The sequence below is a fragment of the Caulifigura coniformis genome (assembly GCF_007745175.1).
In the GTDB taxonomy this organism is placed as follows: Bacteria; Planctomycetota; Planctomycetia; order Planctomycetales; family Planctomycetaceae; genus Caulifigura; species Caulifigura coniformis.
This window is the reverse complement of sequence record NZ_CP036271.1, coordinates 6,515,332-6,539,062: the sequence shown is the minus strand read 5'-3', so window position 1 is coordinate 6,539,062 and position 23,731 is coordinate 6,515,332. Positions and strand designations below refer to the sequence as shown.

The following is a 23,731-nucleotide window of genomic DNA, read 5'->3' as shown; positions in this document are numbered from 1 at the left end:
CGGTGCGCCGCTGCGAACGACGCCTGAAGTCACTCTCCGGGAGCGTCCGGTGTCGAGCGGCGAATGATCAGCGTCATTGATCACTCCGAGGAAGCGATCAATCTCTATCGGCTGGCTTCGAGGGACGACTTGTGCCCAGTCTCGTCAAAACCGACACATTCCAGAAAATCGGCGCCGGGACACCACTTCACGTTGACGTTCGACGCGCGCGGGTCAGACGGATTGCGGCTGCGGCGTAGCGATGGAACCGGCTGGATGTCCCGTCTCGAACTTCACGTTTCCTGAGCGGACGTCGTACATCGCGGCGACGAGCTGGATCTGTCCCGTTTCTTCCAGGCGACGGAGCACCGGGCTCTGACCCCTGATGGCGTCAATGACATGTCGAACGTGGCGTCGCGCCACGGCGTCGATCAGTTCTTCACGCTGTGCGCCGGAGGCCTGTGCAATACTGCGGGCGGTCGCCTCATCGACGGAGGGGCTGATGTCCTCGACGATGAACTGCAGGTGATGGCACGCGGCGCCGGCTTCTGATCCATCGAGCGCGAGGCAGTTCACCGCTTCGGTAATCGCCCCGCAGCGGGTGTGGCCCATGACGACGACCAGTTTCGCGCCTCCGGCGGCGCATCCATACTCGATGCTGCCGAGCACCTTTCTGCTGACGACGTTGCCGGCGATGCGGACGCTGAAGATGTCGCCCAGGCCGAGGTCGAAGATGATCTCGGCCGGGTTTCGGGAATCGATGCAGCTGAGGATGACGGCCATGGGATGCTGGCCGGGCGCGGTTTCCTGCATCTGCCGGCCCAGATCCCGGGTGAGTCGGGTGCCGTTGCGGAACCGCTGGTTGCCTTCCTTCAGGAGTTCGAGGGCGCGTCCTGGGGTCATCTTGTCCTGAACGGTCCTGTCGACGTAGTCGATGAAGTTCATTTCGCTGTGCAGGCCGTGCTTCTTGCTATCGAAGCCGACGAGGCTGACGTCGACGCCGCGCACGGGCCCGGAGCGTTCCTTGAACTCTTCAATCAGGTGGCGGACGTCGGGATCGATGTAGTCGGTGCCGCGGGCATCGATCAGGACATGCCCGCCCGGCTGCACATCGAGGAGCGTGCGCTCAAGGGCAGCCTTGTTCAGGAAGCTGACCTGGCTGGCAAGTTCGATTCGGAGGACCTCGCCTGCGGCGTGCTTCTCGACGAAGTTCCGCATGGGCCTGAGCAGGTTGCTGCGGAGGACGAATCCGATGCTGATGGCGAGACCGATGATGATTCCGGTCAGCAGGTCGGTGAGGACGATGGCGACGACGGTGGTGATGAAGGGGAGGAACTGTTCACGTCCTTCGCGCCACATGCCGCGGATGATCTTCGGACTGGCCAGCTTGTAGCCGGTCACCAGCAGAATGGCGGCGAGGCAGGCGAGCGGAATCCGATTGAGCCAGGCCGGGAAGACGGCCACGCTGACGAGCAGCAGACTGCCGTGAATGATGGAAGACGCCTTGCTCGTGGCGCCCATATTGACGTTCACCGAGCTGCGAACGATGACGGAGGTGACCGGGATGCCGCCGATGAGCCCGGCGACGGTATTGCCGACGCCCTGGGCGACGAGTTCGCGGCTCGCCGGTGACTCGCGCTTCCTCGGATCAAGCCGGTCGACCGCTTCGAGGTTCAGCAGGGTTTCCAGCGACGCGACGATAGCGATGGTGACGCCCGCCAGGAACACCGCTGGATTTCCGAGTTGTTGGAAGTCGGGGGTGAGGAGGAACTGTTTGAAACCCGAGAGGCTCTCCACCACGGGGACTTCCACGAGGTGATTCCCGGAGACGATCCACGCGCCGCCGATGGTCCGCAGGTATTCGCTGATGCCCACTCCCACGAGGACGGCCACGAGCGGACTGGGGACGGGGAGGTTCTTCAGGAACTTCACCTTGTCCCAGATGATGAGGACGGCGAGAGCGGCGAGGCCGATGAGGGCCGCTCCGAGGTGATAGTCGTTGAGGATCGCGGCCAGTTCGGAGAACGTGTTCTGGTCGTCGACCTGGAAGAACGACATTTCGCCTTCGGGATCGGCATCGTGCCCGAGCACGTGGGGAATCTGCTTGAGGATCAGGATGATCCCGATGGCGGCCAGCAGCCCTTTGATGACCGCAGTCGGCACGAAGGCCGAAAGGAATCCGAGACGGGCGATGCCCATTACGATCTGCAGGACGCCACCGATCACGACCGCGAGCAGGAAACCCTGAAGGCCCAGGGCATGAATCTGCGTGGCGACGACGGCCGTGAGGCCGGCGGCCGGACCGCTGACGCTGGTATGGGAGCCGCTCAAGGCGCCGACGACGATGCCGCCGACGATGCCGGCCAGGATGCCGGCGAAATAGGGGGCTCCCGATGCCTTCGCGACACCGAGGCAGAGTGGGAGGGCGACGAGATAGACGACAAGGCCGGCGGAGACGTCCGAAAAGGAAAACCGGGACGTCGCTGCAGTCTGTTTCACTGGTAGAGCCTTACATCTTGAGGATCTGAATCAGCATGCCGTCTGAATCAGCTTCCAACACACGCCGCGCTCGATGCGCTGCGTTCAAATGGTCGCGGCGACCCGGCGGCGAATGGGATCGCTGGCGGGGAATCGGTACTGCTCAAGCGGCACGAACTGGCCGTCGATCCGGTCATAGGCAAAAACTTCCGCGGTCTCGATCTTGTAGACCCAGCCGTGAAGCCTGAGGTCGCCTTTCACCAGCCGCGATTTCACGCACGGAAGCGTGCGCAGGTTTTCGAGCTGGACGAGGACGTTTTCTTCGATGGCCGCCCGCACCTGATCTTCGGGCGACAGATCGGCGTAGTTTTCCTCAATGATGCGTTTGGTGGCCTCAGCGTGGGAAAGCCACTGGGCGACGGCCGGAAGGCCCTCGAGCTTCGAAGGGTCGAGAAGGCCCTTGACCGCTCCGCAGTGGGAGTGGCCGCAGATGATGATGTCCTTGACGCCAAGGCCGGTCACCGCGAACTCGATGGTCGCGGCCTCGCCGCCCGCCTGGCCGGTATGCGGCGGGATGATGTTGCCCGCATTGCGCAGAATGAACAGATCGCCCGGCTGCGACTTGGTCAGCAGGTTGGGGTCGATGCGCGAATCCGAGCAGGTGATGAAAAGGGTCTCCGGGCTCTGGCCGCGGGCGAGAGACTCGAACAGCCCCTGCAGTGGCCGGAAGGTCTCTTCCTGGAACTGGTGGATGCCCTGAATCAGTTTCTGCACGGAATTCGTTCCTCTTCTTCGTAGGCCGTTGGGATGCGCTTGATCGACTCGCCACAGAGGGCTGAAAACGTGGTCGTCGTTGCCTTGGATCATGGCATTCCCCGTCTGGCTACCCCCTTGTTTTCGGCGGAAACCCAGAACGGTCAAGACCATGAGTCCGAACGTGAATTGTTTCTTATCCGCTCCTCATCTGAACCTCCAAGTGGGAGCGAAAATAGTGAAGGGATCCTCATGTCCCCATGGATTGCCGATTCTGCGCGGGGTCCGACATCCATTCTGACAGCGATTGGCCGCGTTTCGTAGGCGGGTCGGTGTTGACCGCCCGCACGATGGACGGTCCAGGGCGCGTGGACATTCGTCGTCGCGGAGGCTCGCCCCCCCGGAGGGAGACCTGTGACGACCTGTGACAGCGAGAAACCGTCTGAAGCATTGGAGTTCTGGACCTGTGACATGTGTGACGAGCTTTGGAGTGCTTTTTTCACCCCCTCTCGCGGGGCTGATCCCCCTGTTTGCGTTGCCAAAGAACGAACTCCCTTCCCTGATGGGAGGGGTTGCGCATCGGGAAGAGTCTTCGTCTGCCTGAAGGGACTTGGGGCCGGAACCTTTAGTGAATAAAGGTGGTTGCGTCGCATGTCGCAGCGAGATTCTGACACCGAGCCGGGACGTTTTCGCCAGCGCGGAAGGCAGGTTGCTTGTCCGGGCGGCCCCGGGGACGGCAGCGGGGCATTGAGAGCAAGATGAACGGAGTGGGGGTGGGGTGCGTTGTCCATGCCGTTCCTCCTCAGGCGAGTTCCGTGAGGTGGGTTGGCGCTCTCCTTTGGGCGGTTCGTTGCGGAGTCGGCCGGCGGGATTGAGCGGTGCGGATTCGCAGATTCGAAGTTCATGGTTCCTCCACCGTTCAAGCGTGGTTGCGAGCCGCAGTGAGTAAAAGTGTTCGAAATGGTTCCGGATTCAGGAGTTGCGCCGCATCGAGTCCGGCCGTGGGGGAGTGAGGGCGGGATTCTCACAATCGATTCACCCGAGATAACCGGAATTCTTGAACTCACCGTCACGACCGTGCCGATACGAAGATTGATCTCATTCGATCGAGTCCGCGCGGGGCGAACCGCTTGTGCGGCTCTTGCCAACCTGAAACTGAAGGAGTCAGTTCATGCGTCTGCCTCGGAAATGGGTCCTGAGTATGGCCCTTCTGGCGACAGCCCCGGGCTTCGTGATCGCCGGACCGGCCGATTCCACGGGGGCCCCCGCCGCCTCTGCCACGTCGAACCAGGCGATGGCGAACAAGATTGCCGCCGCTTTGAAAGCCGCCCCGCTGCGGGGCAAGGGCGTTCAGCTGCAGTTTGACAAGGGTGTCTGCACGATCACCGGCGAAGCCGCGGATCCGCAGCAGAAGGCCCTTGCCACGCAGGTGATCTCGAGCGTGCCGGGCGTTTCTTCGGTGAACAACCAGCTTTCGGTGGCGGCTTCAGCCCGTCCGATGCCCGGGGTGACCCAGGCCGGATTCGAAGGTGCACCGCACCAGCAGGTTCGCCAGGTGAACGGCGAAGCGGCCGCTGCTCCGGCTGCCGGCAACCAGGAAACGGCGCAGGAAATTGCGAAGGCCCTCTCGGCGAGCGGGCTGTCGAAGTATGACATTGAAGTCCGCTTCTCGGCCGGCACGTGCACGCTGGGCGGAAGCGTTGGAGCTCCGGAAGCCGCGGCGCAGGCCGAACAGGCCGCCCGCTCGGTGCCGGGCGTCCAGAACGTGGTGAACCGGATGACCTTCCAGGGTCGCCCGGTGGCCCAGTCCCGTCCGCAGGCCCCGGTGATGCCGGCCGGCTATCCGCAGCAGATGGCAATGGCTCCGCAGGGAATGCCTCCGGGCATGGATCCGCGGATGGGGATGCCCCCGGGAGTCGGAATGGCCATGACCCCGCAGCAGATCCAGCAGATGGGCCTGCGTCAGGCGACCACCGGAGCCGCTCCGGTTCCGATGGCTGCCCAGGGCGGACCTGGCGTGATCCCGGCTGGCGGACACATGGTGTACAACCAGCCGAACGTTCCGGAATACGCATGGCCGAGCTATGCGGCGTACGACAACACGGCCGCGATCGCTTACCCCAGCCAGTACGATGCGAGTGCGTTCCCCTACATCGGACCGTACTACCCGTACCCGCAGGTTCCGCTCGGCTGGCGGAAGTCGACGCTGGAATGGAAAGACGGCAGCTGGAACCTGAAGTTCAGCAGCCGGACCGATCGCTGGTGGTGGTTCATGAACCCCCACAACTGGTCGGAGTGATCTGACAATCGGAATCGATCGAATGACGACAGGCCTTGCGGGGATTTCCTCGCAAGGCCTGTTGTGTTTTTGGAGGATTCAGGTTTCAGGATTCAGGTGGGTAAGGTGTTCGGGAGCGATCGGGATTGCCAGACCCCGTGGCGGCTCGTGCGGGATGAGGTGGGCAACGATCGCTTCGATCAGCTGGTCGATACCGGCTCCCGTCAGTGCGGAGACTGTCGCCGTTCGAGCAGACCAGGTGAATTCCGGGAGCAGATCGATCTTGTTGGCAACCGGAATGGCGTGTTCGACGAATTCCGGTTGGGGCTCGGTCGCGTCGAAGACGTGCAGGACCAGGTCGGCTGAGGCGATGACCCCCCGGGCGCGTTCGATTCCCGCGGCCTCGAGTTCATCGGTCGAGTCGCGGAGACCCGCGGTGTCGACGAGCCGGACCGGCCAGCCGTCGAAGGCGACATCGAGCGTGACGGCGTCGCGCGTGGTTCCGGGGGTGGGATTCACAATCGAACGCTGAAAGCCGGCGAGGGCATTCATCAGGCTCGACTTGCCGGCGTTGGGTTTGCCGACGAGGGCGACTGTCCAGGGCTCCGTGAGATGCCGGCCGAACTCCACCCATTCGAGCGTTTGGGCTCTCCATTCCGGCGAGGGGGGGGCGTCGGCCTGCGGATGATCGGCGGAGAACGTCGCGCCCTCAGCCGGTTCACACCGGCCGCTCGCCTGGAGTGCCCTGGGCCAGGCGACTTCCGCCTGATGCAGGAGCAGGTCCGCCGTTCGCAAGGTTGTTGCCCGCGACACGGCGTCCCAGGCCGCAGCCAGCAGGCGTTGGCGTTCGTCGATCGGAGACCCCTTGCGCGTCGAAGCGTCTTCAATGACTCCCGCGAGATCCGCGCGAATCCGTTCGACGGCCGCGCGGCCGCCGTGGCAGTGGATTTCGAACGCGTGCTCCGAGGTGCGACAGACGACGACGTCTTCGGGGTGCTCTGCTCCCCAGCGCGCGAAGGTGATTCGATTGATCGCGTGATTGGCGAAGGGATATCCGTCGCGGGCGACGCAGAGCGGGGACGATGATGCGGAACTGTCGAGAATGGCGACGTCGCCGGTGCAGGAGATCACCGCGACGGCCCCGCGACCGGGGGGAGTCAGGACATCGATCTGTGGCGGCGACTCGGGCATCAGGAATGAACTGGCTTGGCCGGCGTGCTCGCCGCTGCGGACTCAGTACCGGGTACTCGGGCGACGCTGGCAGCGTCGACAACGGGCGCGGTCATCCGCTGATCGATACTCCCAGCACCTTCAGAAACTCCCGGAGCCAGGCGGGGTGTCCGGGCCAGGCCGGGGAAGTGACGAGGTTACGGTCGACGACGGCCGCATCGACGTCGCAGGCGACGTATTCGCCACCAGCGAGGCGGACTTCGGGGCCGCAGGCGGGGTAGGCGGTGGCGCGACGGCCTTTGAGCACATCCGCGGCGGCGAGGATCTGGAGGCCGTGGCAGATGGCGGCGACGGGCTTCTTCGCGGTCATGAACGCGCGGACGATTTCGAGGACGCGCGGATTGAGGCGAAGGTATTCCGGCGCACGGCCGCCGGGGATGACCAGTCCGTCGTACGTTCCCGGGTGGACTTCATCGAACGTGGCGTTGAGCCGGAAGTTGTGGCCCGGCTTTTCCGAGTAGGTCTGGTCGCCTTCGAAATCGTGGATGGCGGTGCGGACGGTTTCCCCGGCCTTCTTGCCGGGGCAGACGGCGTGGACCTCGCAGCCGACCATCTGGAGCGCCTGGAACGGGACCATGATCTCGTAGTCCTCCACGAAATCTCCGGCGAGCAGCAGCAATCGACGATGGGTCATCAGGTTTCACTTTCTCGGCGAGGTCGGCGGCATCCCGGATTGTATCGTGTTCAGGATTCCGGTGGCCGGCAACGAAAACAGCCGGCCCTGATGGCCGGCTGTTTCCTGTTTCATTCGCGGTGGTCTTTACTGGCTGGCGGCGCTGGATCCGGACGACTTGTCGCGGACGTCGTAGCACATGATGGAGTCGTTTTCGCGGATGAAGAGCATGCCATCCACGATGACGGGATGGGCCCAGCTCGAACGTTCACCGGAGCCGGGAGGAGTGAACGAGCCGACTTCCTGATATCCGGAGGGATCGGCCTTGGCGAGGACCATGACGCCGTCCTGGTAGCGGATGTAGAGATGTCCGTCGGCCGCGGCGATGGCGGCGGACTTCTTTCCACTCCCCCGTTTTTCAGGCCAGACGATCTTTCCGGTCATGAATTCCGCGCAGTAGGGGAGGCCCTTGTCGTCGCGGTCGGCGTAGAGGTAGTCGCCGACGAGGACGACGCCGCCGTGCTTGTTCTTGAGTTCGGGCTTGAGGTCGTAGACCGGCTCGATCTTGACGTCCTTGTTGGCCTGCGGGACCTGCTTCAGGAGCGCTCCGCCGCCGGTGTTGTAACCCATCGCGAAGAAGACGAGGTCGCCGCGGATGATGGGAGTGGGGATAACGGCGGTGGTCTTCTCGATCGGATAGCTCCAGAGGACCTTGCCATCCTCGGCGCGGACGCCCAGGGCGCCGCTGCCGGTGGTGGTGACGTAGACCTTCGTGCCGCCGATATCGGACGTGACGACCGAGGCGTGGCCGGCCCCGATGTCCCCCTCGCGGACGTTCTTCCAGATTTCCTTCCCGGTTTTCTTGTCGAAGGCGACCATCGTCGTCGACTCACCTCCGGGCGTGACGATGACCTTCTCGCCATCGATCAGCGGGGATTCGCTGTAGCCCCAGCTGTCGGCTTTCTTGCCGCCGTACTGTCCGACGAGATCGACGCGGAAGATTTCAGTTCCGTCGGCGGACTTGCAGGCGACGAGAACCCCAGCGGGAGAAAGCACGTAGACCCGATCGCCGTCCACGGTGGGCGTGCTGCGGGGGCTTTGCCAGCCGATGTTCTTCTGGCCCGTCCAGAGCGGCGTCGTCTTGTGCAGCCACAGCCGCTTGCCCGTCTTCTGATCGAAGCACTGCAGGTATTCGCTGTCGTCCGGGGCGCCTTCGGAGAGGGTGTCGCCGAAGGTGTAGACCTTGCCGTCGACGATGGCGAGGCTCGAGAAGCCGCGGCCGACTCCGGTGGTGCGCCAGACGAGCGGCGGCCCGTCTTCGGGCCATTTTTCGAGGAGGTTGGTGTCGGGTGAGACTGCGGTGCGTCCCGGCCCGCGGAAGGTGGGCCAGGTATCAGGGGCGGCCGCGGTCGCGGAGTGGACGACACTGGCCACCGTGATTGCAGCGACCGCCTGTCCGAAATGCTTCAAAGCGTTCATCGCGACTCCTTTGATCCGCCGAGTTCCGCTGTTGCGCGGCGAGACCGGGCTGGAATTGATTGCGGTGAGTTCCTGAGGATCGTATCGGCGGGAATCGATCCGATAAAGACTTGCCCTGGGAGAGAGGTCCAACGAACAAGACCCTGCGGGCCATCGTCGATGGGCCACAGGGTCTTGCGGGCGTCAGGCTCAGCTGCCGGGAGGGACGGCGGCTGGATCAGCGGACGATGTGTCCGGCGTTTGCGGCGGTCTGCACGCGGTAGCCGGCGACGGGGGTCACGTAGGAGCGCGTCGCATAGGACGGCGTGGCGGAAGGACGTGGGTAGGTCTGCACCATGGCGGTTCCGCCGTAGGTGGAGTTGGAGTTGGAGTACCGGGCGGCCGAGCGGTAGCCGTATGAGGCCTGGGCCTTACGGGCGAGGACGGCCCGGTTGTGGCGGGCGACCGGTTCCTTGCCGAAGACAAACCGGCTGTCGGCCTGGCTTTCGGCGGCGGACGCAACAACACCGAGCGCGGCGACGAGGGCGAGGCGCAGCGACTTCTGGACTGAAAACATGCAGGATGCCTTCCGTGGAGGAGAAGTGCGCGAGGCAGCGCACAGGGCGGGAGCTTCCGAAGAGGCACGCTGCCAATCCGTCGGGCTCGCACCAGAAACATCGGCAGTCCGTGCGGGTCGCAGTCGTCCGCAAACCGGCCGTCCGCGGCCGTTTGCCAAAGCGGCGGCAGGGGCGGAGGCATGAGCGCCATCCTAGGGCTGTCAGGAGGAATCCGCCGCGGCCTGTGCCGATCCCGCCTTTTCCGCAATCGTCACATCGAGCCTCGCGACCCGGAATCGGGCGCCGGCCTGCGATTCGATTCAAGTTGGCCCCGGCTTCCGCCAGAGACGGAAGCGGGGCCGGTCCCCCGAACACTTACCAGCCGCGAAGATGCTGGCGGTTTCTCATGAACTCCCAGCGGGCTTCGGGGCCGTAGATGTGATGAATGTTCGCCCCTGGGGCTCGATATGTCGGGGTGAGAGATGTCGACGAAGTTCCGACCGAGGTATAGGCGCTGCGGTAGGCGGTGCGGACGGGGGCCGTCGACGGCGGGGCGGCCGTGTCGGCGTACCCGCCACGGCAGTCCGCGGCGATCGCGGCCGAGCCGGCCGCCAGGACCACGGAGAAGGACATCATTCGTGCGAGCGTCTTCATTGAGCGTCTCCAAAAAAGGGAAACAGGCGGCGGAACGACGTCCGCCGCTCGGGAAGGCCTGAGAAAGGGCGCGGGCGAGTGCGCGCGCCGAAGCGACAAGACCGCCGGATCGTGGCGCGCAGCGAGCACGCCGCAGGGAGCAGTGGCCTAGATCAGCAGTCGGCCACAGGTGAGAAGGGCTTCCAGGTGGGTGGACTTGAGGTCCCTGCGCCCGGTGACGAGCCGGCCGATGGCCGACATTTCGGGGATGGCGTCCGAGAAGGGGGGATCCGCCAGATCGTCGAGGCCGGTTTCGAGTTCAGACTCCAGAGCGAGCGCGTGCGTGAGAACTGAGGGCCTGGCCTGATCACAGCCGAAGGCGTGGCGATCACCGGTGGGGACGCCGTTACTGAGCGCCGTGCCGAGCACGAGGACGAGAAAGAGACCGACAACAGCCCGAAGCATGAGAAGCTCCTGGACGTCTGCACTTGTGGTTTGCCGGCACACCAATTATTGCTCTGTGCACAGGGAAGGTGTCAAGTGGCGTCCATCAAAGCCACATTTTGATGGAATCAGACTGCTGCTCCTGATTTCAGCGACATTGCCGCACTCCTCAGCACGGTAGGACGCCGTCCTCACGCTTTCCTCTGCGGTCGATCAGGAAGAACCGGTGTTTCTGCACCCACCGGTGTGTTCGGCATGCAACTTGTCATGTCGGCCTTAACCCCATCGCTCACGGGTGCCCCGAATGAATCACTTCGCTCGCTGCCTGGCAGGTTTTCTGATTCTGGCCACGGCGTCCGCCGGCCGCGCGGCCGACCACGTCTGCCCGGCCGGCAACAAGACCTGCTGCTGTTACCGGCCGGTGCGTCACCAGGGCTGGGCGGCGCTGGAATCGAACCGGTTCCGCATTCACTACACGGGTCCGCAGGAGCGGGCGGTTCCGCTGGTGACGTTCTGTGAGGAGACGTGCGAATCGCTGCGGTCGCGATGGATCGACGACCGGCGGGAAACGTGGTCGTGCAAGTGCGACATCTACCTGTACCCGACGGCCCGGACGTTTGAGCGAGGGGCCCGTGCGCCGGCGGAGATGTGGGGTGTTGCGGACCTGGAAATCGGCGAGGGGCGGGTCTGGAAGCGGCGGCTGCACCTGCGGGCCGACAACGAGGACAAGCTGAAGCCCGTGCTCACGCATGAGATGACGCACGTGGTGCTGGCGGAACACTTCTGCCGGAAGCCGATTCCGCGCTGGGCCGACGAAGGGATCGCGGTCTTCTCCGAACCACCGGAGCGGCAGCAGCGGATGCTCGGCTTTCTGAAGGACGAAGCGGCCCAGAAGCGGCTCCTGCCGCTGAAGCAGGTGACGAGCATGCGCGACGGCCCGCAGAATGAGCGCGAGAGCGAACTGTTCTACGGCCAGAGCGGCGCCGTCATCGAATACCTTGTCAGCCACCACAAACTGTCGGAGAAAGACGTGCTGGCGTTCGTCGGACTGTGCGGCGAGCAGGGTTGGGAGCGGGCGATCACCAAAACGCTGCCGGGTATGACGGCGTCGCAGTTTGAATCGCGCTGGAAGGAGTGGCTGACGACCCGCGAGGAGGCGCTGGTGACGAGTGTCTCTCCCAGGGAACAGGTCACGCTGCTCCCCTGAGCATCGGGCCGGCTGAGGGGAGTCTCGGGTCAGGACGCCTTGCGGGGCTTGAAGTGCGACTTCTCCTCGATGATGGAGGTCGCATCGAAGCGTTTGCCGAAGTAGCGGTCCTGGGCAGTAGGGTCATTCAGGACGGTTGCGGCGTCGCCGCTGACGAGGACCTGGCCGTCGCAGACGACGTAGCTGCGGTCGGTGATGGTGAGGGTCTCACGCTCGCGGTGGTCGGTCAGCAGGATCGAGATGCCGTCCGTCCGCAGATGGGCGATGATGTCCTGGATGTCGTTGATCGTCCGCGGATCGATGCCGGTGAACGGCTCGTCGAGGAGGATGATCTTGGGATTGCTGGCAAGGCAGCGGGCAATCTCCAGGCGACGCCGCTCACCGCCGGAGAGGGTGGACGAAATCTGCTTGCGCTTGCTGGTGAGGCCGAACTCGCCGAGGAGCCGGTTGATCGTGTTGACGCGGTCGCGGTAGGTGATGGGCAGGAACTCGAGGACGGCCTGGATGTTCTGCTCGACGGAGAGCTTCACGAAGATGCTCTGATCCTGTGGCAGGTAGCCCATGCCATTGCGGGCCCGCTGATACATGGGCCAGCGCGTGACGTCCTTGCCGTTGAGCATCACCCGCCCTTCGGTGGGGGCGATGAGTCCGCAGGACATGCGGAACGTGGTCGTTTTGCCTGCCCCGTTAGGTCCCAGAAGTCCGACGATCTCGCCGGGGTCGACGTAGAACGACACGCCGTTGACGGCCCGTTTACCGCCGGGATACGTCTTGGCGAGTCCACTGCACTCGAGAAGCGACATAAGGGCGGACGACACGGAACAAGGGGGCTGCCTGTGGCGTTCCATCGCCGGCGGCAGGTTGGGCGGAACTTTACCGGCGGCGGCCAAAACGAGGCAACGCGAAGTCGCGCCAGGCGGGAAGGAGGCTGCGCAAAGGACGTGGCCGCGGGGCTTTGCGATTTGGCGGCGACGGGCCGGTTCGAGAGTGAGTTTCGTGACGGTGTCGCGGTGCAGCCTGATTAGCGGCTGTTGATCCACTGCACGAACGGTGCGGGGAGGCTGGAATCGTGCACCCCGTTCCTCACGAGCACGACGAGTTCTCCCGCTCGAAACCAGCTCCGGAAGGGGAAACGGGCGACCACCCGACAGTCCTTGAGCGGTTCAAACTCAATGCAGACGGGACGGTTGGCGGAGAGCGACAGGGGGCTGAACCTCGCCGTGGCGGACTGAAAATGAGCCGGCGCGAGTTGCTTCAGATAGGGTCCGATCCTTTGAGGGCCGCGATAGGTCGGCGAATACCGGAAGAATCCGGCATAGGCCATTCCGGCATCGACGTCAGCCGGCTGAACGCCGAGTGAATGAAGGTGGCGGGCGGTCTTCCAGAAGGTGTCCGAGCGCTGCATTCCGTCCTGAATGCCGAACAGAGACAGACCGCCGACGACGGCTGTCACTCCCCAGCCGACTCCCAGACCAACGGGGTGCGAAGTGACACGCGTTGGGATGCGCTCCAGCAGGGCGAGGAACGCGAGCGGAACGAGCGAGAAGAGATAGCGATCAAAAAGAGATGGCGTGAAGAGGAGCAGTCCGGCCGTGGCGAGCAGCGACAGGGTGGCGAGCCCGGGGAGTGCTCCCCGCGACGGCAGAGACGCAGGCCGGCGATGCGCGAGGCAGAACATCCCCAGGACGAGCGTCGAGAACGTGGCCGTGGCGAGCGCGATGGCATGGGCCAGGGAAACGGATCGTCCTTCCAGCCGCCAGACAGGCCCCCGGAGGGGCTGCGGAGTTCCACCGGGAGACGTTTCCGGCGCGCGGAGTCCCAGGTCGAAGAGGTCGTCGTGCAGCAGTATGGGCCAACGTTCGGACGTCGACAGGCAGACAACCACGAAACCGATGCCAGCGAGGCCGAGTGCGAATGTTCTCCACCGACGCCCTCGCCCTGTCGCCACGGCCAGGACGGCGGCCATCGGGGCCAGGTGCAGACCGAGACCCAGGACAAGAGCGAGGAGCCGGTCGGCATGCCAGGCGGGCTGATCCAGCTGCAGGAAGCTGAACTGCTGATTGGCGGGAACGCCGTGACTTTCCATCAGCCAGAACTGGTATCCCCCGACAAGCGCGATGAACGGAAGCGCCATGAGGAGCAGCTTGCGCCAGGTTCCTTCCCAGTAGAGAACTTTCCACAGGAGCATCGGAAACGCGACGAGGAACGGGATGGCGGCCGTCTGGCGGGAGAGGTAGGCGACTCCGGCGAGGAGACCGAACTTCAGGAGGGGGAGCGGCCGCCAGTCGTCCGCGATCCGGTTGCCTGCAAGCACGAGGAATGTCGCGAGGGCCGCGCCAGTGAGGTCGGTGAGGAAGGTGTACTGCAGCACCACGGTGAGAGGGCTGAGGGCGAACGTGATGGCGCACCAGGCGGCGAACGCGGGCGAATGGCCGTACCTTCGGGCCCAGTGGAACAGGGCGAGGGAGGTCAGGGCGGCGAGAGTGAACATCGACAGCCGGAGCATGAGATAGCTGTTGCCGCCGAGTTTGCAGAACAGCGCGCCCCAGGCGGCGTGCCCGGCGAGCGTCATCGATGGCCAGTCAGAGAGGATGAGCCGACCGGTGTCGGCGAGATACCAGGCGGTCTCGGCGTAGTCGAAGTCGTCGGAATAAGGGGTTTCCGGGCCAAGCGGGACGAGCAGGGCGAACAGCAGGAAGGGGAGCAGGACGAACCATTGTGCGCGATCGTGTCGCCGCAGACCGTGCGTCATCACCGCCGTAGCCCTCGTTGCCAACGAGAATTTTAGAACGCCCCGCGAATCAGATTACCGATGGGTTTGCCGGGTGACGAGACCAGGATGTTGGGCCGGCGGAGCGACGTGCGTGGGATTGGCGGGAAGGTCCACCGCCAGGACGCGGAGAAAGGGCCGGAGGAAGCATGGAACAACGTCCTCACCGCCGGGCCTACCTTCGCAGCGGGGACCAGCGATAGACGCAGCGGCATTCCGTGCAGGACATCAATTGCACGTCTGGAGACTCCCGGCTCGCCTCCACGGTGCACTGGTGGCACTGCGGACATTCCGACATCGACGAGCGATGTCGCGAGCCTGTGAGGAAGGAGAGTAGCGCCACGGCGATGGCGGCGACGAGAACTGGGACAGCAATGGACTGACGGCCGGAAGCAGGCTCCATAAGTCGCCCTTCTCGACAGGTGAATCAGCAGGTCACGCGATCGCATTCCGTTCAGGTCAGAGAATCTCTCAGAACAGCCTTCAACCCATCAGCAGCAGCACTTCCACCAGCGACAAAGCCCTCGGACGTAGTATACGCGCCCCTGGAAGCGACGTACCACGTCGGACGAGGCCTGAGGCCGCCCCTCCCTGCCTGGGCACGCTTGTCATCTCGAAGATGTCCGGCCACCCGGAAGCGGCGCGCGAGTCACTGCATCGTCAGCCGCTTTGAACTGAAGCCTGCAAAAGCGTCGACACGGATGATGACGGTCACCGCCGCCCCCAGATCTCCGCCACGGACGTCGCCACAAAAAAAGCCCGCCGCTTTCGCGACGGGCTTTCTGGTTTCGATCTCTCAGGCAGCCATTAGCTGGCGGCCCGTTCCTTCTTCTCGCGGGCGCGGCGTTCGACGACTTCTTCCTGGATGCTGCGCGGGACCTGCTTGTACCGCGAGAATTCCATGCTGAAGCCGGCCTTGCCCTGCGTCATCGAGCGGAGCTCGTTGGCGTAGTCGAACATGCTGGCCAGCGGCACTTCGGCGTTGATGACCGTGACGTTGCCGCGGGTATCGGTGCCGGTGATGACGCCGCGCTTGCTGGACAGGTGACCCGTCAGCGAGCCGGTGTATTCGTCCGGCGTTTCGACTTCCAGCTTCATGATCGGCTCGAGGAGGGCCATGCCGGCCTTCTGGAGCGTTTCACGCATGCAGTTGAAGCCAGCCACTTCGAACGACATCTGCGACGAGTCGACGTCGTGGTAGCTGCCGTCCTGCAGCTGGACGCGGACACCGACGACTTCGCACTCCGAGAGCGGTCCCTTCACCAGGGCGCGGCCCATGCCGTATTCCACCGGCGGGATGAAGTCCTTCGGGATGCGGCCCTGGGTGACTTCGTTCTCGAACAGGAAGGTTTCGGTCGCGTCTTCTCCGAGCGGGCTGAGCACGCCGACGATGTGGGCGTACTGACCCGAACCACCGGTCTGCTTCTTGTGCTTGAAGTTGAACTCGACCTGCTTGGTCGGGGTTTCGCGGTAGGCCACCTTCGGCTCGCCGACGATGGTGTCGCACTTGTACTCGCGCTTGATGCGCTCGACATAGATTTCGAGGTGCAGCTGACCCATGCCGGCGATGATCGTCTCGTTGGTTTCGGGATCGCTCATCACGCGGAACGTCGGATCTTCGCGGCGGAACCGTTCGAGAGCCTTGCCGAGCTTGTCGGCGCCGTCGCGCTGGGCCGGCTGGATCGACAGGCGGATGACCGGCTCGGGAACGTAGATGCTTTCCAGGGCGTACGAGACGTCGCCGCCGCAGAAGGTATCACCCGAAGCGCAGTCGACGCCCACGACGGCGATGATGTCGCCAGGGCCGGCGGAGTCGATGTCTTCCCGGTCGTCAGCGTGCATACGCAAGAGGCGGCCGATACGGGTCGACTTGTCCATACGGGAGTTCAGGTACGTTTCGCCCTTCTTCAGGGTGCCCTGATAGATGCGGGTGTACGTGAGCTGGCCGAAGGCTTCGACGACCGTCTTGAACGCCATGGCGACGAGCGGCTTGTCGGTCTCGGTGGTCAGGTCGACCTTCTTGATGGCTTCGTCGCCGCTTTCGCCGGCGTCCTTGGCCTTCCGGGTGGCGACCAGGTCGGTCGCCTTGATCTGACGATCTTCGGGGCTGGGGAGGTAACGGCAGACGGCGTCGATGAGTTCCTGCACGCCCTTGTTCTTGAAGGCCGTGCCGAGCATGACGGGGACGATTTCGCGGGCCAGGGTGGCTTCGCGAATCAGGCGGTGGATTTCGAGTTCGTCGATCTGGGCCTCTTCCAGGAGCGCGGTCATCAGGTTGTCGTCGAACATCGAGAGGTTTTCGAGCATCTCGGTGCGCGCGGCCTGGGCGGCGTCGGCGTAGTCTTCCGGAATCGGCTCGGAGCGGACCGTTTCACCCTGCTTGCCCTCGAAGTAGAGGGCCCGCATCTTGATGAGGTCGATGATGCCTTCGAACTGCGCGCCGGAGCCCATGGGGAGCTGGATCGGAAGCGGCACGATGCCGAGCTTTTCCTTGATCTGCTTGATGACCTTGGCGGAGTCGGCGCCGGTGCGGTCCATCTTGTTGATGAAGGCGATGCGGGGGATGCCGTAGCGCTTCATCTGGCGGTCGACGGTGAGCGACTGGCTCTGGACGCCACCGACGGCACAGAGGACGAGGACGGCGCCGTCGAGAACGCGGAGGGAGCGTTCGACTTCGACGGTGAAGTCGACGTGCCCCGGCGTATCGATCAGGTTGATGGTGAAGTCGCCGCGACCTTCGCGTTCCTTCCATTTCACCTGCGTGGCGGCGGAGGTGATGGTGATGCCGCGTTCCTTTTCGAGGTCCATGAAGTCCATGGTCGCGCCGTCGCCGTCACCCTTCACTTCGTTCATCTTGTGGATGCGACCGGAGTAGAACAGGATGCGCTCGCTGAGCGTCGTCTTGCCCGAATCGATATGGGCGGAGATACCAAGATTACGGATGAAGGCGAGAGGCGAGGACATAGGACGCGTGCTTACTTTTGTGGAACAGAGATCGGTGGTTTGAGAACAACGGGGTCATTCGGAGCTGGACGCCGGCCGGGAGATCCTCACAGCGGAGATCCTCACAGCGGGGAGTCGATCACAACACCGGCAGCGGGGACCCGAATGAGATCCGTCAGCCAGTCGGCTCGGAAAGGTTTGATTCGACGATCCGCGGCCGAGCGGATCAGGGAATCAGTCGCGTGTCAGCGACCTCAACGAATTCGTCGCGTATCAGGCGACCTTTCGGTTCTCTGAGTCGCCAGCTGAAACGTCCGGAGGGGCGATTCAGTGATTTTCCGGCGATTTGAGAGGACCGGGAACCCGTCGCGTCGCGACATGGTTCAGACCGTCACAGCACAAGTGGAGGCGATGCCGATCAGGACATTCGCTTTAACGCGACGCCTGAGATGAGAAAACCATTGGCAGGGTACCTCCACTCGCGCACAAGCCTCGACGGGAACCAGACAGCCGCAAGCCAGCCGAAGCTTCAGCGGGTGCGCAACACCGCTGAGCGAGGGATATTATGGACAATCGGGAGTCAGGGAAAGTCCAGATCCGCAAGAAAACCCCGAAGAGGCAGCACATCCGGAAAAGCCCCCGACAGCTTCGCAAATCCCGCAGCTGACGCAATTTGCCGATGCATTTCGCCTGCGTGCAGGCCGATTTTCTCCAACGTCTCCTCCCCGGAATTGGTCACGGCTCACCGCCTGCCCCCCCCTCCCCTGGACGTTCGGCGGCGATGATCGTCTCCCTGGACCTGTTTCTGAACACCCTCCGCCGCAGCCGGCTCCTCAGCGAGGAGGCGCTGGCAGCCGAGGTGGCGCAGTTCCGGGCGCATTCCCAAGGGCGGAAGGACGCCAGGAACTTCGCCGAAACCCTGTGTCGCAAGCGACTTCTGTCCGTGTGGCAGGCTCAGAACCTGCTCGCCGGCAAGCACCGGGGCTATTTCCTGGGGGGGTACACGCTGCAGGGACTGATCGGCAAAGGGGGGATGAGCTTCGTGTACCTGGCGGAGCACCGGCTGCTCAAACGCCGGTGCGCGATCAAGGTTCTTCCGGCCGCCAAGGCGGCGAATCCAGCGCTCCTGGCGCGGTTCCATCGGGAGGCGCGGGCGGCGGCGACGCTCGACCACCCGAACGTGGTGCGGATGCTCGATGGGGGCGAGATCGCCGACGGGGCGTCGACGGTGCATTACCTGGTGATGGAGTACATCGAGGGGCCGACGCTCTTCGATGTGGTGCGGCACTCCGGACCGCTCGCCGTCGCCAAGGCGATCGACGTCATCCGGCAGGCAGCGCGAGGGCTGCAGCATGTCCACGCGGCCGGCCTGGTCCACCGCGACATCAAGCCGGAGAACCTCATCATCGACGACCGGGGAGTCGTGCGGCTGATGGATCTGGGGCTGGCGCGGTTCGTGGAATCGAACGAAGCGCAGCTGACGATCCAGCTGGAAGGGCGCGTGCTGGGGACGGCGAACTACTGTGCTCCCGAGCAGGCGATCGACAGCCACCGGGCGGACGCGCGGGCCGACATCTACAGCCTGGGCTGCACACTGTACTTCCTGCTCGCCGGGCGGCCGCCATTCCACGAGGGCTCGCTGGCGCAGCGGCTGCTCGCCCATCAGAACGCGACCCCGGCGGGAATCGAGACGTTGCGTTCGGACGTCCCCCCTGCCCTCTGTTCGCTGCTGCGGCGCATGATGGCGAAGTCGCCGAAGGAGCGGATCGGCACGGCCGGGGAGATCGCCGATGCGCTGGACCGGATGCTCGACAGTGAAGGCCGGGTGCGGAAACCGGAAGCGCCCAGGGCGGTCGCCGCGGCTGCCCGGCCGACCCGCCTGTCGAGCGACCCGTCACCCTTCCCGGAGTTGCGGGAGGCGATCGCGAAAGTGACGTCGGTGGAGCGGGCGGTGGCGATGCTGAAGTCGGACCTGTCGGACGAGAGACCGCGACGTTCTGGCCCCAGGACAGGCCGGCCGCCCCAGGCGATGGACTTCCGGAGAGCGCGAGAACTGCGGCGGAAGACGTCGGGGCAGCGTCTCGTGGCGAGCGTGACGGCTTCGCTGGCCGTTCTCCTGTCGACGTTGGCGACGTGGAGCCCGCCGATCCAGGCGGGGAGTACCCGGACCGTGGCGTCGGTCGTGCGACGTCCACAGGAGGCCGCGGCTCCGAAGATTTCTCGCCCGGTTCCGGCGCCAGTCTCGCGAGCGAGAACGGTGGTTGCGCGAGGTCCGGAGGGGCTGCGATCGGGGTAGCGGTCCGTCGAAATCGCGCTGCGGCATGGCGTCGGGGGCCATTTCACCGTGGTCGACGCTGGGTTTCACGCAGGCCGCGAGTCCGCGTACGGAACGCTTTGATGTCCCGACAGGTCGTCCGGGGTTGCGCCCATGCTGCATTCCGGGTTGCCGAAGCGCGAGACCGGTCGGGAGGCGTTGGCAGGTTGCCCGGGTCGCCTAAGATGAGGCGGCAACGTCAATGAGTTCGCACCGCTGCGAAGATCGTCCGGCAAACCGGCCCTGATGCACCGCATCGCGATCAGCTTCGGGCCTGCTGACGAGGAATTGATGCCAGAGCCGGACGTGATTTCAGATTCTCCACCGGAACGAGCGCGCCCGTTCCAGCTGCGAACAGCCGAGTGGCTGGTGCGCTGGCGAATCCCGCTGTTGTTGCTTTCGGTGGCGATCACGGGGGTCGCCCTGCCCCTCTCGCTGAAAGTCGATCTCGACCAGTCGATCGAGTCGTTTTTTGCGCCGACAGATCCGCTTCTGCAGGGATACCAGGAAAGCCGGGCCGCGTTCGGCGGTGACGAATTCGTCCTCGTGGCGTACGAAAAGGAGGACATCTCGTCCCCCAATTCGTTGAAGGAGATTGCGGAGTTCTCGAAAGAACTGAGCGAGATTCAAGGGATCAGCAGGGAGAGCACGCAGGATCTCGCGAGCACGCTCACGGCGTCGACGGCCTCGGTGCTGAATGTGCTTCCGCGACTGATCCGGCCCTCCGCGCGACGCGCGATCCGCGAGCGGCTGATCGAGTTCTCCGAGCATCTGCTGATCGGCGGCGACGACAACGTCACGGCGATCATCCTCCGCCTGATCCCCGAGAAGGACTCGCCCGTCGATCGCAAGCAGACGTACCGGGAGATCCGGAAACTGGCGGCGGACCATGATCCGCCGGCGTTCGTCGCGGGCGAGCCGATCCAGGTGAACGAGATGTTCCGCTACGTGGAGCGGGACGGCCGCGTGCTGGGGCTGGCGTCGACCACGCTGATGGTGCTGGCGATCCTGATCATGTTCCGGAGGATCCGCTGGGTGATCCTGCCGATCGTGATCGTGCAGATGACGCTGATCTGGACGAAGGCGATCCTGTACCTGCTGGGGATGCAGCTGAGCATGGTCAGCTCGATGCTGACGAGCCTGCTCACGATCATCGGCGTTGCGACGGTGGTCCACGTCATCGTGCTGTTTCGGGACTGGCGGCGTGACGCCGAGCCCGAGAAGGCGTTCTGCATGACGTGGTTTCTGGCGGCGTCGCCGGTGTTCTGGGTCACGATCACGACGGTCGTCGGATTCGCCGCGCTGCTGACGAGCGAGATCACGCCGATCCGCAGCTTCGCGTGGATGATGAGCATCGGCACGACGCTGCTGCTGGTGACATTTCCGATGGTGCTGCCGGGAGGCGTGCTGCTGGGCAAACAGGAAGCGCCGACCCAGTTCTCGAAGTTCGAGCAGCGGATTGCGGGCCTCCTCGACGGGACGACCACGTTCACGAACGCTCATCCGTGGCCGACGATGATCGTCACCGGGGTGATCTGCGTCGTCGCGATACTGGGCTGCCTGAAGCAACGGGTGGAGACCGACTTCAGCAAGAATTTCCGGCCGGGGAGCGAGATCGTGCAGTCGATCCGGTTCTTCGAATCGAAGCTCGGCGGAGTCGGCAGCTGGGAGGTGAACTTCAAGGCGCCTCGCGAGCTGACGACGGAGTTCATCGGGAAGGTGCGGCAACTCACGGACGACCTGCGGAACGTCGCCACGGCCGACGGGACGAAGCTGACGAAGGTCATTTCGATCACCGACGGCCTGGACCTGATTCCGCCGATCATCGCGGACGACTGGATCGTGAAGCGGAGTTGGCTGAACGACCTGCAGCCTGAGTTCGAGCCTTCGTTGTACAGCGCTGAGCATGAGCGGATGCGGATCGTGCTCAGGGCCCAGGAGCAGCAGCCGGCCGAGCGGAAGCTGGAGTTGATTTCCAAGGTCGAGCAGGCGGCGGGGAACGCGTTCCCGGAGGCGCGGACGACGGGGCTCTATGTGCTGCTGGCGAACCTCATCAGCAGTGTTCTGGGGGATCAGTTGACGAGCGCGTTCTGGGCGTGCGTCGGGATGGTGGCCTGCATCTGGCTGGCGTTCCGCAGCTTCCGGATCGCGATGCTTTCGCTGGTGCCGAACGTCCTGCCGATCCTGTTCGTCTGCGGATTCGTCGGGTGGATGGATATTCCGGTGAACATCGGCGTGGCGATGGTGGCCAGCGTTTCACTGGGGCTGACGATCGACGCGAGCATCATGTACCTCACGGAGTACCTGCGGATCCGCAAGACCGGGGGAACGCATGACATGGCGATTCACGAGACGCACGGCGGCGCTGCCCTGGCGCTGGTCCTGGCCTCGATCGCACTGATCGCCGGCTTCGCGGTGCTGACGGTGTCGGAGTTCATCCCGCTGGCGTTCTTCGGTGCGATGGTCAGCGTGGCGATGATCGGCGGCCTGCTGGGCAACCTGGTGCTGCTGCCAGTGATGCTGAGGTGGTTGCCGGCCGACTTCATGAAGAAGGCCCCGGTGGAGACGGTGGACGACGTGACGACGGCGGAACTCGAGAATTCGACGCCGTAGCCCGGCCGGGGAACGGAGCGCGCTGTAGTCCCGGGTGCGTTTTCGTGGCTCTCCTTTTTCTGAGGTGCCTCGCAGCGATCACCCGAAGCGGGTTACTTTGCGCGGGCCTTCGTCATCGCGGCGACGTACTGCTTCGCCAGATCCGTGATCCGCGAGAAGTTCTTCTGTTCGATGGCTGACTTCTCGACGAGAGCGCTGCCGAGGCCCACGGCGCAGGCGCCCGCTTTCACGAAGTCGTTGAGCGTGTCGAGATTCACGCCGCCGGTCGGGAGCATGCGAATCTGCGGGAACGGGCCCTTGAGTGCCCGAAGCAGCGACGGGCCGCCGATCTCGGCCGGGAAGATCTTCACTGCATCGGCCCCGGCCTCCCAGGCCGTGAGAACCTCGGTCGGGGTGAATCCGCCGGGCATGATGACCTTGTCGTAGCGGCGGCACATTTCGATGACGGCCGGGTTCACGGTCGGGGTGACGATGAACTCAGCTCCGGCGAGCAGCGCGGCGCGGCAAGTCTCGGTGTCGAGGACCGTTCCGGCGCCCAGCAGGATGCGGTCGCCGAGTTTTTTGCGGACGGCCGCGAGGACTTCGAGTGCATTGGGAACGGTGAATGTCACTTCCATGACTTCGATTCCACCAGCGACAAGCGCCTCGGCCACATCGACGAGGACGTCACTCGACGGAGAGCGGATGATCGCGACGAGTCCGGAATCGAGGACTCGCTTCATGTGGGCGTCGCGGGACATGGAGGCTTTCGTTTCAAAAGTTGAATTCGGAGTGTGACTGGCGATGACCGTGCGGGGCGCTGTCGGGCCCGAATGGTGCGAACCGTTCTCACGCTTCAACAGGCGGACCGGCGGCCAGTGTAGTGCTTTGCCCCGCCGGGGCATTCTCCGGCGTGACGGCCGAAAACGCGAAGTCCTGCAAGCGCGAAGCACCCCGGCTGCTTTGGAGCAGCCGGGGTGCGGGGGTCAGGTCTGGGCGGCGAACTGCTCGGCGTACTCGACGACCCAGAGGTCGATCTGCTCGTTGAACACCGGGATATCGAGTTCGATGAGCCGCTGATAATGGCGGCGGTGAAAGACCTCGCGGTTGCGGATGGTTCCCTTGGCGACGACCTCGAGAATGTCGGCCGTTCCGCGGGGCGTGACGAGGAGTTCGAGGCGGCTGTACTGCGACTCGTTTCGTCCGGCGCGGAGGGAGATGTCGTCACGGACGATCTTGGCGCCCCAGCCCGTGTCGCCGACGATCGAGGAGAAATTGAACCCGGGGAAATAGTCGACGAGCTTGCGGAGGCAGTTTTCGATGTGCTCGGAGACCTCGATCCGGCCGGCGGAATAGCGGGTTTTCAGTTCTTCGGCGGTGAGCTGCCGGGCCTGTTCCGCGCGGTCGGAGGCGACGCGGGTCTGTTCGCCGCGCTGGATCGCCCGTTTCAGTCGTTGTTCAAACTCCATCCCGCTGTCTCCC

18 protein-coding genes are annotated in these 23,731 nt (G+C 64.4%); 4 read left to right on the top strand and 14 right to left on the bottom strand.

Annotated features, from left to right (window positions below; genetic code table 11):
• Positions 1-213: 213 nt before the first annotated feature.
• Together Pan44_RS26255 and Pan44_RS26250 are read right to left on the bottom strand one after the other, a co-directional pair.
• Positions 214-2,478, bottom strand: a complete 2,265-nt coding sequence (locus Pan44_RS26255) for a bifunctional SulP family inorganic anion transporter/carbonic anhydrase (RefSeq protein ID WP_145034693.1) — start codon at positions 2,476-2,478, stop codon at positions 214-216.
• An 84-nt stretch (positions 2,479-2,562) separates the two neighbouring features.
• On the bottom strand, positions 2,563-3,231 hold the full coding sequence (locus Pan44_RS26250) for a carbonic anhydrase (protein WP_145034692.1): 669 nt from the start codon (positions 3,229-3,231) through the stop codon (positions 2,563-2,565).
• Between the two features lie 1,150 nt (positions 3,232-4,381).
• Between Pan44_RS26250 and Pan44_RS26245 the strand changes: the two genes are divergently transcribed.
• Positions 4,382-5,509 carry a BON domain-containing protein gene (locus Pan44_RS26245; protein WP_145034691.1) on the top strand — a complete coding sequence of 376 codons (1,128 nt, stop codon included), beginning with the start codon at positions 4,382-4,384 and terminating at the stop codon, positions 5,507-5,509.
• Positions 5,510-5,587: 78 nt separating this feature from the next.
• Here the strand turns inward: Pan44_RS26245 and Pan44_RS26240 are convergent, their stop codons facing one another.
• The 6 genes from Pan44_RS26240 to Pan44_RS26215 all read right to left on the bottom strand — a co-directional run bounded on the left by Pan44_RS26240 (position 5,588) and on the right by Pan44_RS26215 (position 10,444).
• The gene (locus tag Pan44_RS26240) at positions 5,588-6,679 is read right to left on the bottom strand and encodes a GTPase (RefSeq protein WP_145034690.1); all 1,092 of its coding nucleotides are present in this window, start codon (positions 6,677-6,679) and stop codon (positions 5,588-5,590) included.
• 91 nt (positions 6,680-6,770) lie between these two features.
• Complete coding sequence (locus tag Pan44_RS26235; protein WP_145034689.1) at positions 6,771-7,352, bottom strand: DJ-1/PfpI family protein; 582 nt, start codon at positions 7,350-7,352, stop codon at positions 6,771-6,773.
• Between the two features lie 126 nt (positions 7,353-7,478).
• Positions 7,479-8,810: a PQQ-binding-like beta-propeller repeat protein gene (locus Pan44_RS26230; protein WP_145034688.1), complete on the bottom strand. Its 1,332-nt coding sequence runs from the start codon at positions 8,808-8,810 to the stop codon at positions 7,479-7,481.
• A 217-nt stretch (positions 8,811-9,027) separates the two neighbouring features.
• Entirely contained in the window at positions 9,028-9,366 is a 339-nt protein-coding gene (locus tag Pan44_RS26225) for a hypothetical protein (protein ID WP_145034687.1), read from the bottom strand.
• A 355-nt stretch (positions 9,367-9,721) separates the two neighbouring features.
• Positions 9,722-10,000 (bottom strand): hypothetical protein, encoded by a 279-nt coding sequence (locus Pan44_RS26220; RefSeq protein ID WP_145034686.1) that lies wholly within the window; start codon positions 9,998-10,000, stop codon positions 9,722-9,724.
• Between the two features lie 147 nt (positions 10,001-10,147).
• Entirely contained in the window at positions 10,148-10,444 is a 297-nt protein-coding gene (locus tag Pan44_RS26215) for a hypothetical protein (RefSeq protein WP_145034685.1), read from the bottom strand.
• A 283-nt stretch (positions 10,445-10,727) separates the two neighbouring features.
• On the opposite strand from Pan44_RS26215, the gene Pan44_RS26210 reads away from it, so the two are divergent.
• Positions 10,728-11,630: a peptidase MA family metallohydrolase gene (locus Pan44_RS26210; RefSeq protein ID WP_145034684.1), complete on the top strand. Its 903-nt coding sequence runs from the start codon at positions 10,728-10,730 to the stop codon at positions 11,628-11,630.
• A 29-nt stretch (positions 11,631-11,659) separates the two neighbouring features.
• Here Pan44_RS26210 and lptB read toward each other — a convergent pair whose 3' ends face one another.
• From lptB to fusA, 4 genes are all read right to left on the bottom strand, one after another.
• Entirely contained in the window at positions 11,660-12,448 is a 789-nt protein-coding gene (gene lptB / locus Pan44_RS26205) for an LPS export ABC transporter ATP-binding protein (protein WP_231754175.1), read from the bottom strand.
• Positions 12,449-12,651: 203 nt separating this feature from the next.
• Entirely contained in the window at positions 12,652-14,382 is a 1,731-nt protein-coding gene (locus Pan44_RS26200; protein WP_197453678.1) for an ArnT family glycosyltransferase, read from the bottom strand.
• A 193-nt stretch (positions 14,383-14,575) separates the two neighbouring features.
• Positions 14,576-14,803 carry a hypothetical protein gene (locus tag Pan44_RS26195; protein WP_145034682.1) on the bottom strand — a complete coding sequence of 76 codons (228 nt, stop codon included), beginning with the start codon at positions 14,801-14,803 and terminating at the stop codon, positions 14,576-14,578.
• Between the two features lie 404 nt (positions 14,804-15,207).
• Positions 15,208-17,364, bottom strand: a complete 2,157-nt coding sequence (fusA, locus tag Pan44_RS26190; RefSeq protein WP_145034681.1) for an elongation factor G — start codon at positions 17,362-17,364, stop codon at positions 15,208-15,210.
• 760 nt (positions 17,365-18,124) lie between these two features.
• Here fusA and Pan44_RS26185 point away from each other — a divergent pair.
• Both Pan44_RS26185 and Pan44_RS26180 read left to right on the top strand, forming a co-directional pair.
• Entirely contained in the window at positions 18,125-19,639 is a 1,515-nt protein-coding gene (locus Pan44_RS26185) for a serine/threonine-protein kinase (protein WP_197453677.1), read from the top strand.
• Between the two features lie 387 nt (positions 19,640-20,026).
• Positions 20,027-22,270 carry an efflux RND transporter permease subunit gene (locus tag Pan44_RS26180; protein ID WP_197453676.1) on the top strand — a complete coding sequence of 748 codons (2,244 nt, stop codon included), beginning with the start codon at positions 20,027-20,029 and terminating at the stop codon, positions 22,268-22,270.
• A gap of 92 nt (positions 22,271-22,362) precedes the next feature.
• Here the strand turns inward: Pan44_RS26180 and Pan44_RS26175 are convergent, their stop codons facing one another.
• Together Pan44_RS26175 and Pan44_RS26170 are read right to left on the bottom strand one after the other, a co-directional pair.
• Positions 22,363-23,010, bottom strand: coding sequence for a bifunctional 4-hydroxy-2-oxoglutarate aldolase/2-dehydro-3-deoxy-phosphogluconate aldolase (locus tag Pan44_RS26175; protein ID WP_145034678.1), 648 nt, complete (start codon positions 23,008-23,010; stop codon positions 22,363-22,365).
• Between the two features lie 225 nt (positions 23,011-23,235).
• A complete protein-coding gene (locus tag Pan44_RS26170) occupies positions 23,236-23,718 on the bottom strand; it encodes a hypothetical protein (RefSeq protein WP_145034677.1) in 483 nt (160 codons plus the stop codon).
• Between the last annotated feature and the right edge of the window lie 13 nt (positions 23,719-23,731).

Excerpts from the sequence above, each read along its gene's own strand:
- Pan44_RS26245 (WP_145034691.1), top strand. The coding sequence starts at position 4,382 with ATGCGTCTGCCTCGGAAATGGGTCCTGAGTATGGCCCTTCTGGCGACA.
- Pan44_RS26240 (WP_145034690.1), bottom strand. The coding sequence starts at position 6,679 with ATGCCCGAGTCGCCGCCACAGATCGATGTCCTGACTCCCCCCGGTCGC.
- Pan44_RS26235 (WP_145034689.1), bottom strand. The coding sequence starts at position 7,352 with ATGACCCATCGTCGATTGCTGCTGCTCGCCGGAGATTTCGTGGAGGAC.
- Pan44_RS26230 (WP_145034688.1), bottom strand. The coding sequence starts at position 8,810 with ATGAACGCTTTGAAGCATTTCGGACAGGCGGTCGCTGCAATCACGGTG.
- Pan44_RS26225 (WP_145034687.1), bottom strand. The coding sequence starts at position 9,366 with ATGTTTTCAGTCCAGAAGTCGCTGCGCCTCGCCCTCGTCGCCGCGCTC.
- Pan44_RS26220 (WP_145034686.1), bottom strand. The coding sequence starts at position 10,000 with ATGAAGACGCTCGCACGAATGATGTCCTTCTCCGTGGTCCTGGCGGCC.
- Pan44_RS26215 (WP_145034685.1), bottom strand. The coding sequence starts at position 10,444 with ATGCTTCGGGCTGTTGTCGGTCTCTTTCTCGTCCTCGTGCTCGGCACG.
- Pan44_RS26210 (WP_145034684.1), top strand. The coding sequence starts at position 10,728 with ATGAATCACTTCGCTCGCTGCCTGGCAGGTTTTCTGATTCTGGCCACG.
- Pan44_RS26200 (WP_197453678.1), bottom strand. The coding sequence starts at position 14,382 with ATGACGCACGGTCTGCGGCGACACGATCGCGCACAATGGTTCGTCCTG.
- Pan44_RS26195 (WP_145034682.1), bottom strand. The coding sequence starts at position 14,803 with ATGGAGCCTGCTTCCGGCCGTCAGTCCATTGCTGTCCCAGTTCTCGTC.
- fusA (WP_145034681.1), bottom strand. The coding sequence starts at position 17,364 with ATGTCCTCGCCTCTCGCCTTCATCCGTAATCTTGGTATCTCCGCCCAT.
- Pan44_RS26185 (WP_197453677.1), top strand. The coding sequence starts at position 18,125 with ATGATCGTCTCCCTGGACCTGTTTCTGAACACCCTCCGCCGCAGCCGG.
- Pan44_RS26175 (WP_145034678.1), bottom strand. The coding sequence starts at position 23,010 with ATGTCCCGCGACGCCCACATGAAGCGAGTCCTCGATTCCGGACTCGTC.
- Pan44_RS26170 (WP_145034677.1), bottom strand. The coding sequence starts at position 23,718 with ATGGAGTTTGAACAACGACTGAAACGGGCGATCCAGCGCGGCGAACAG.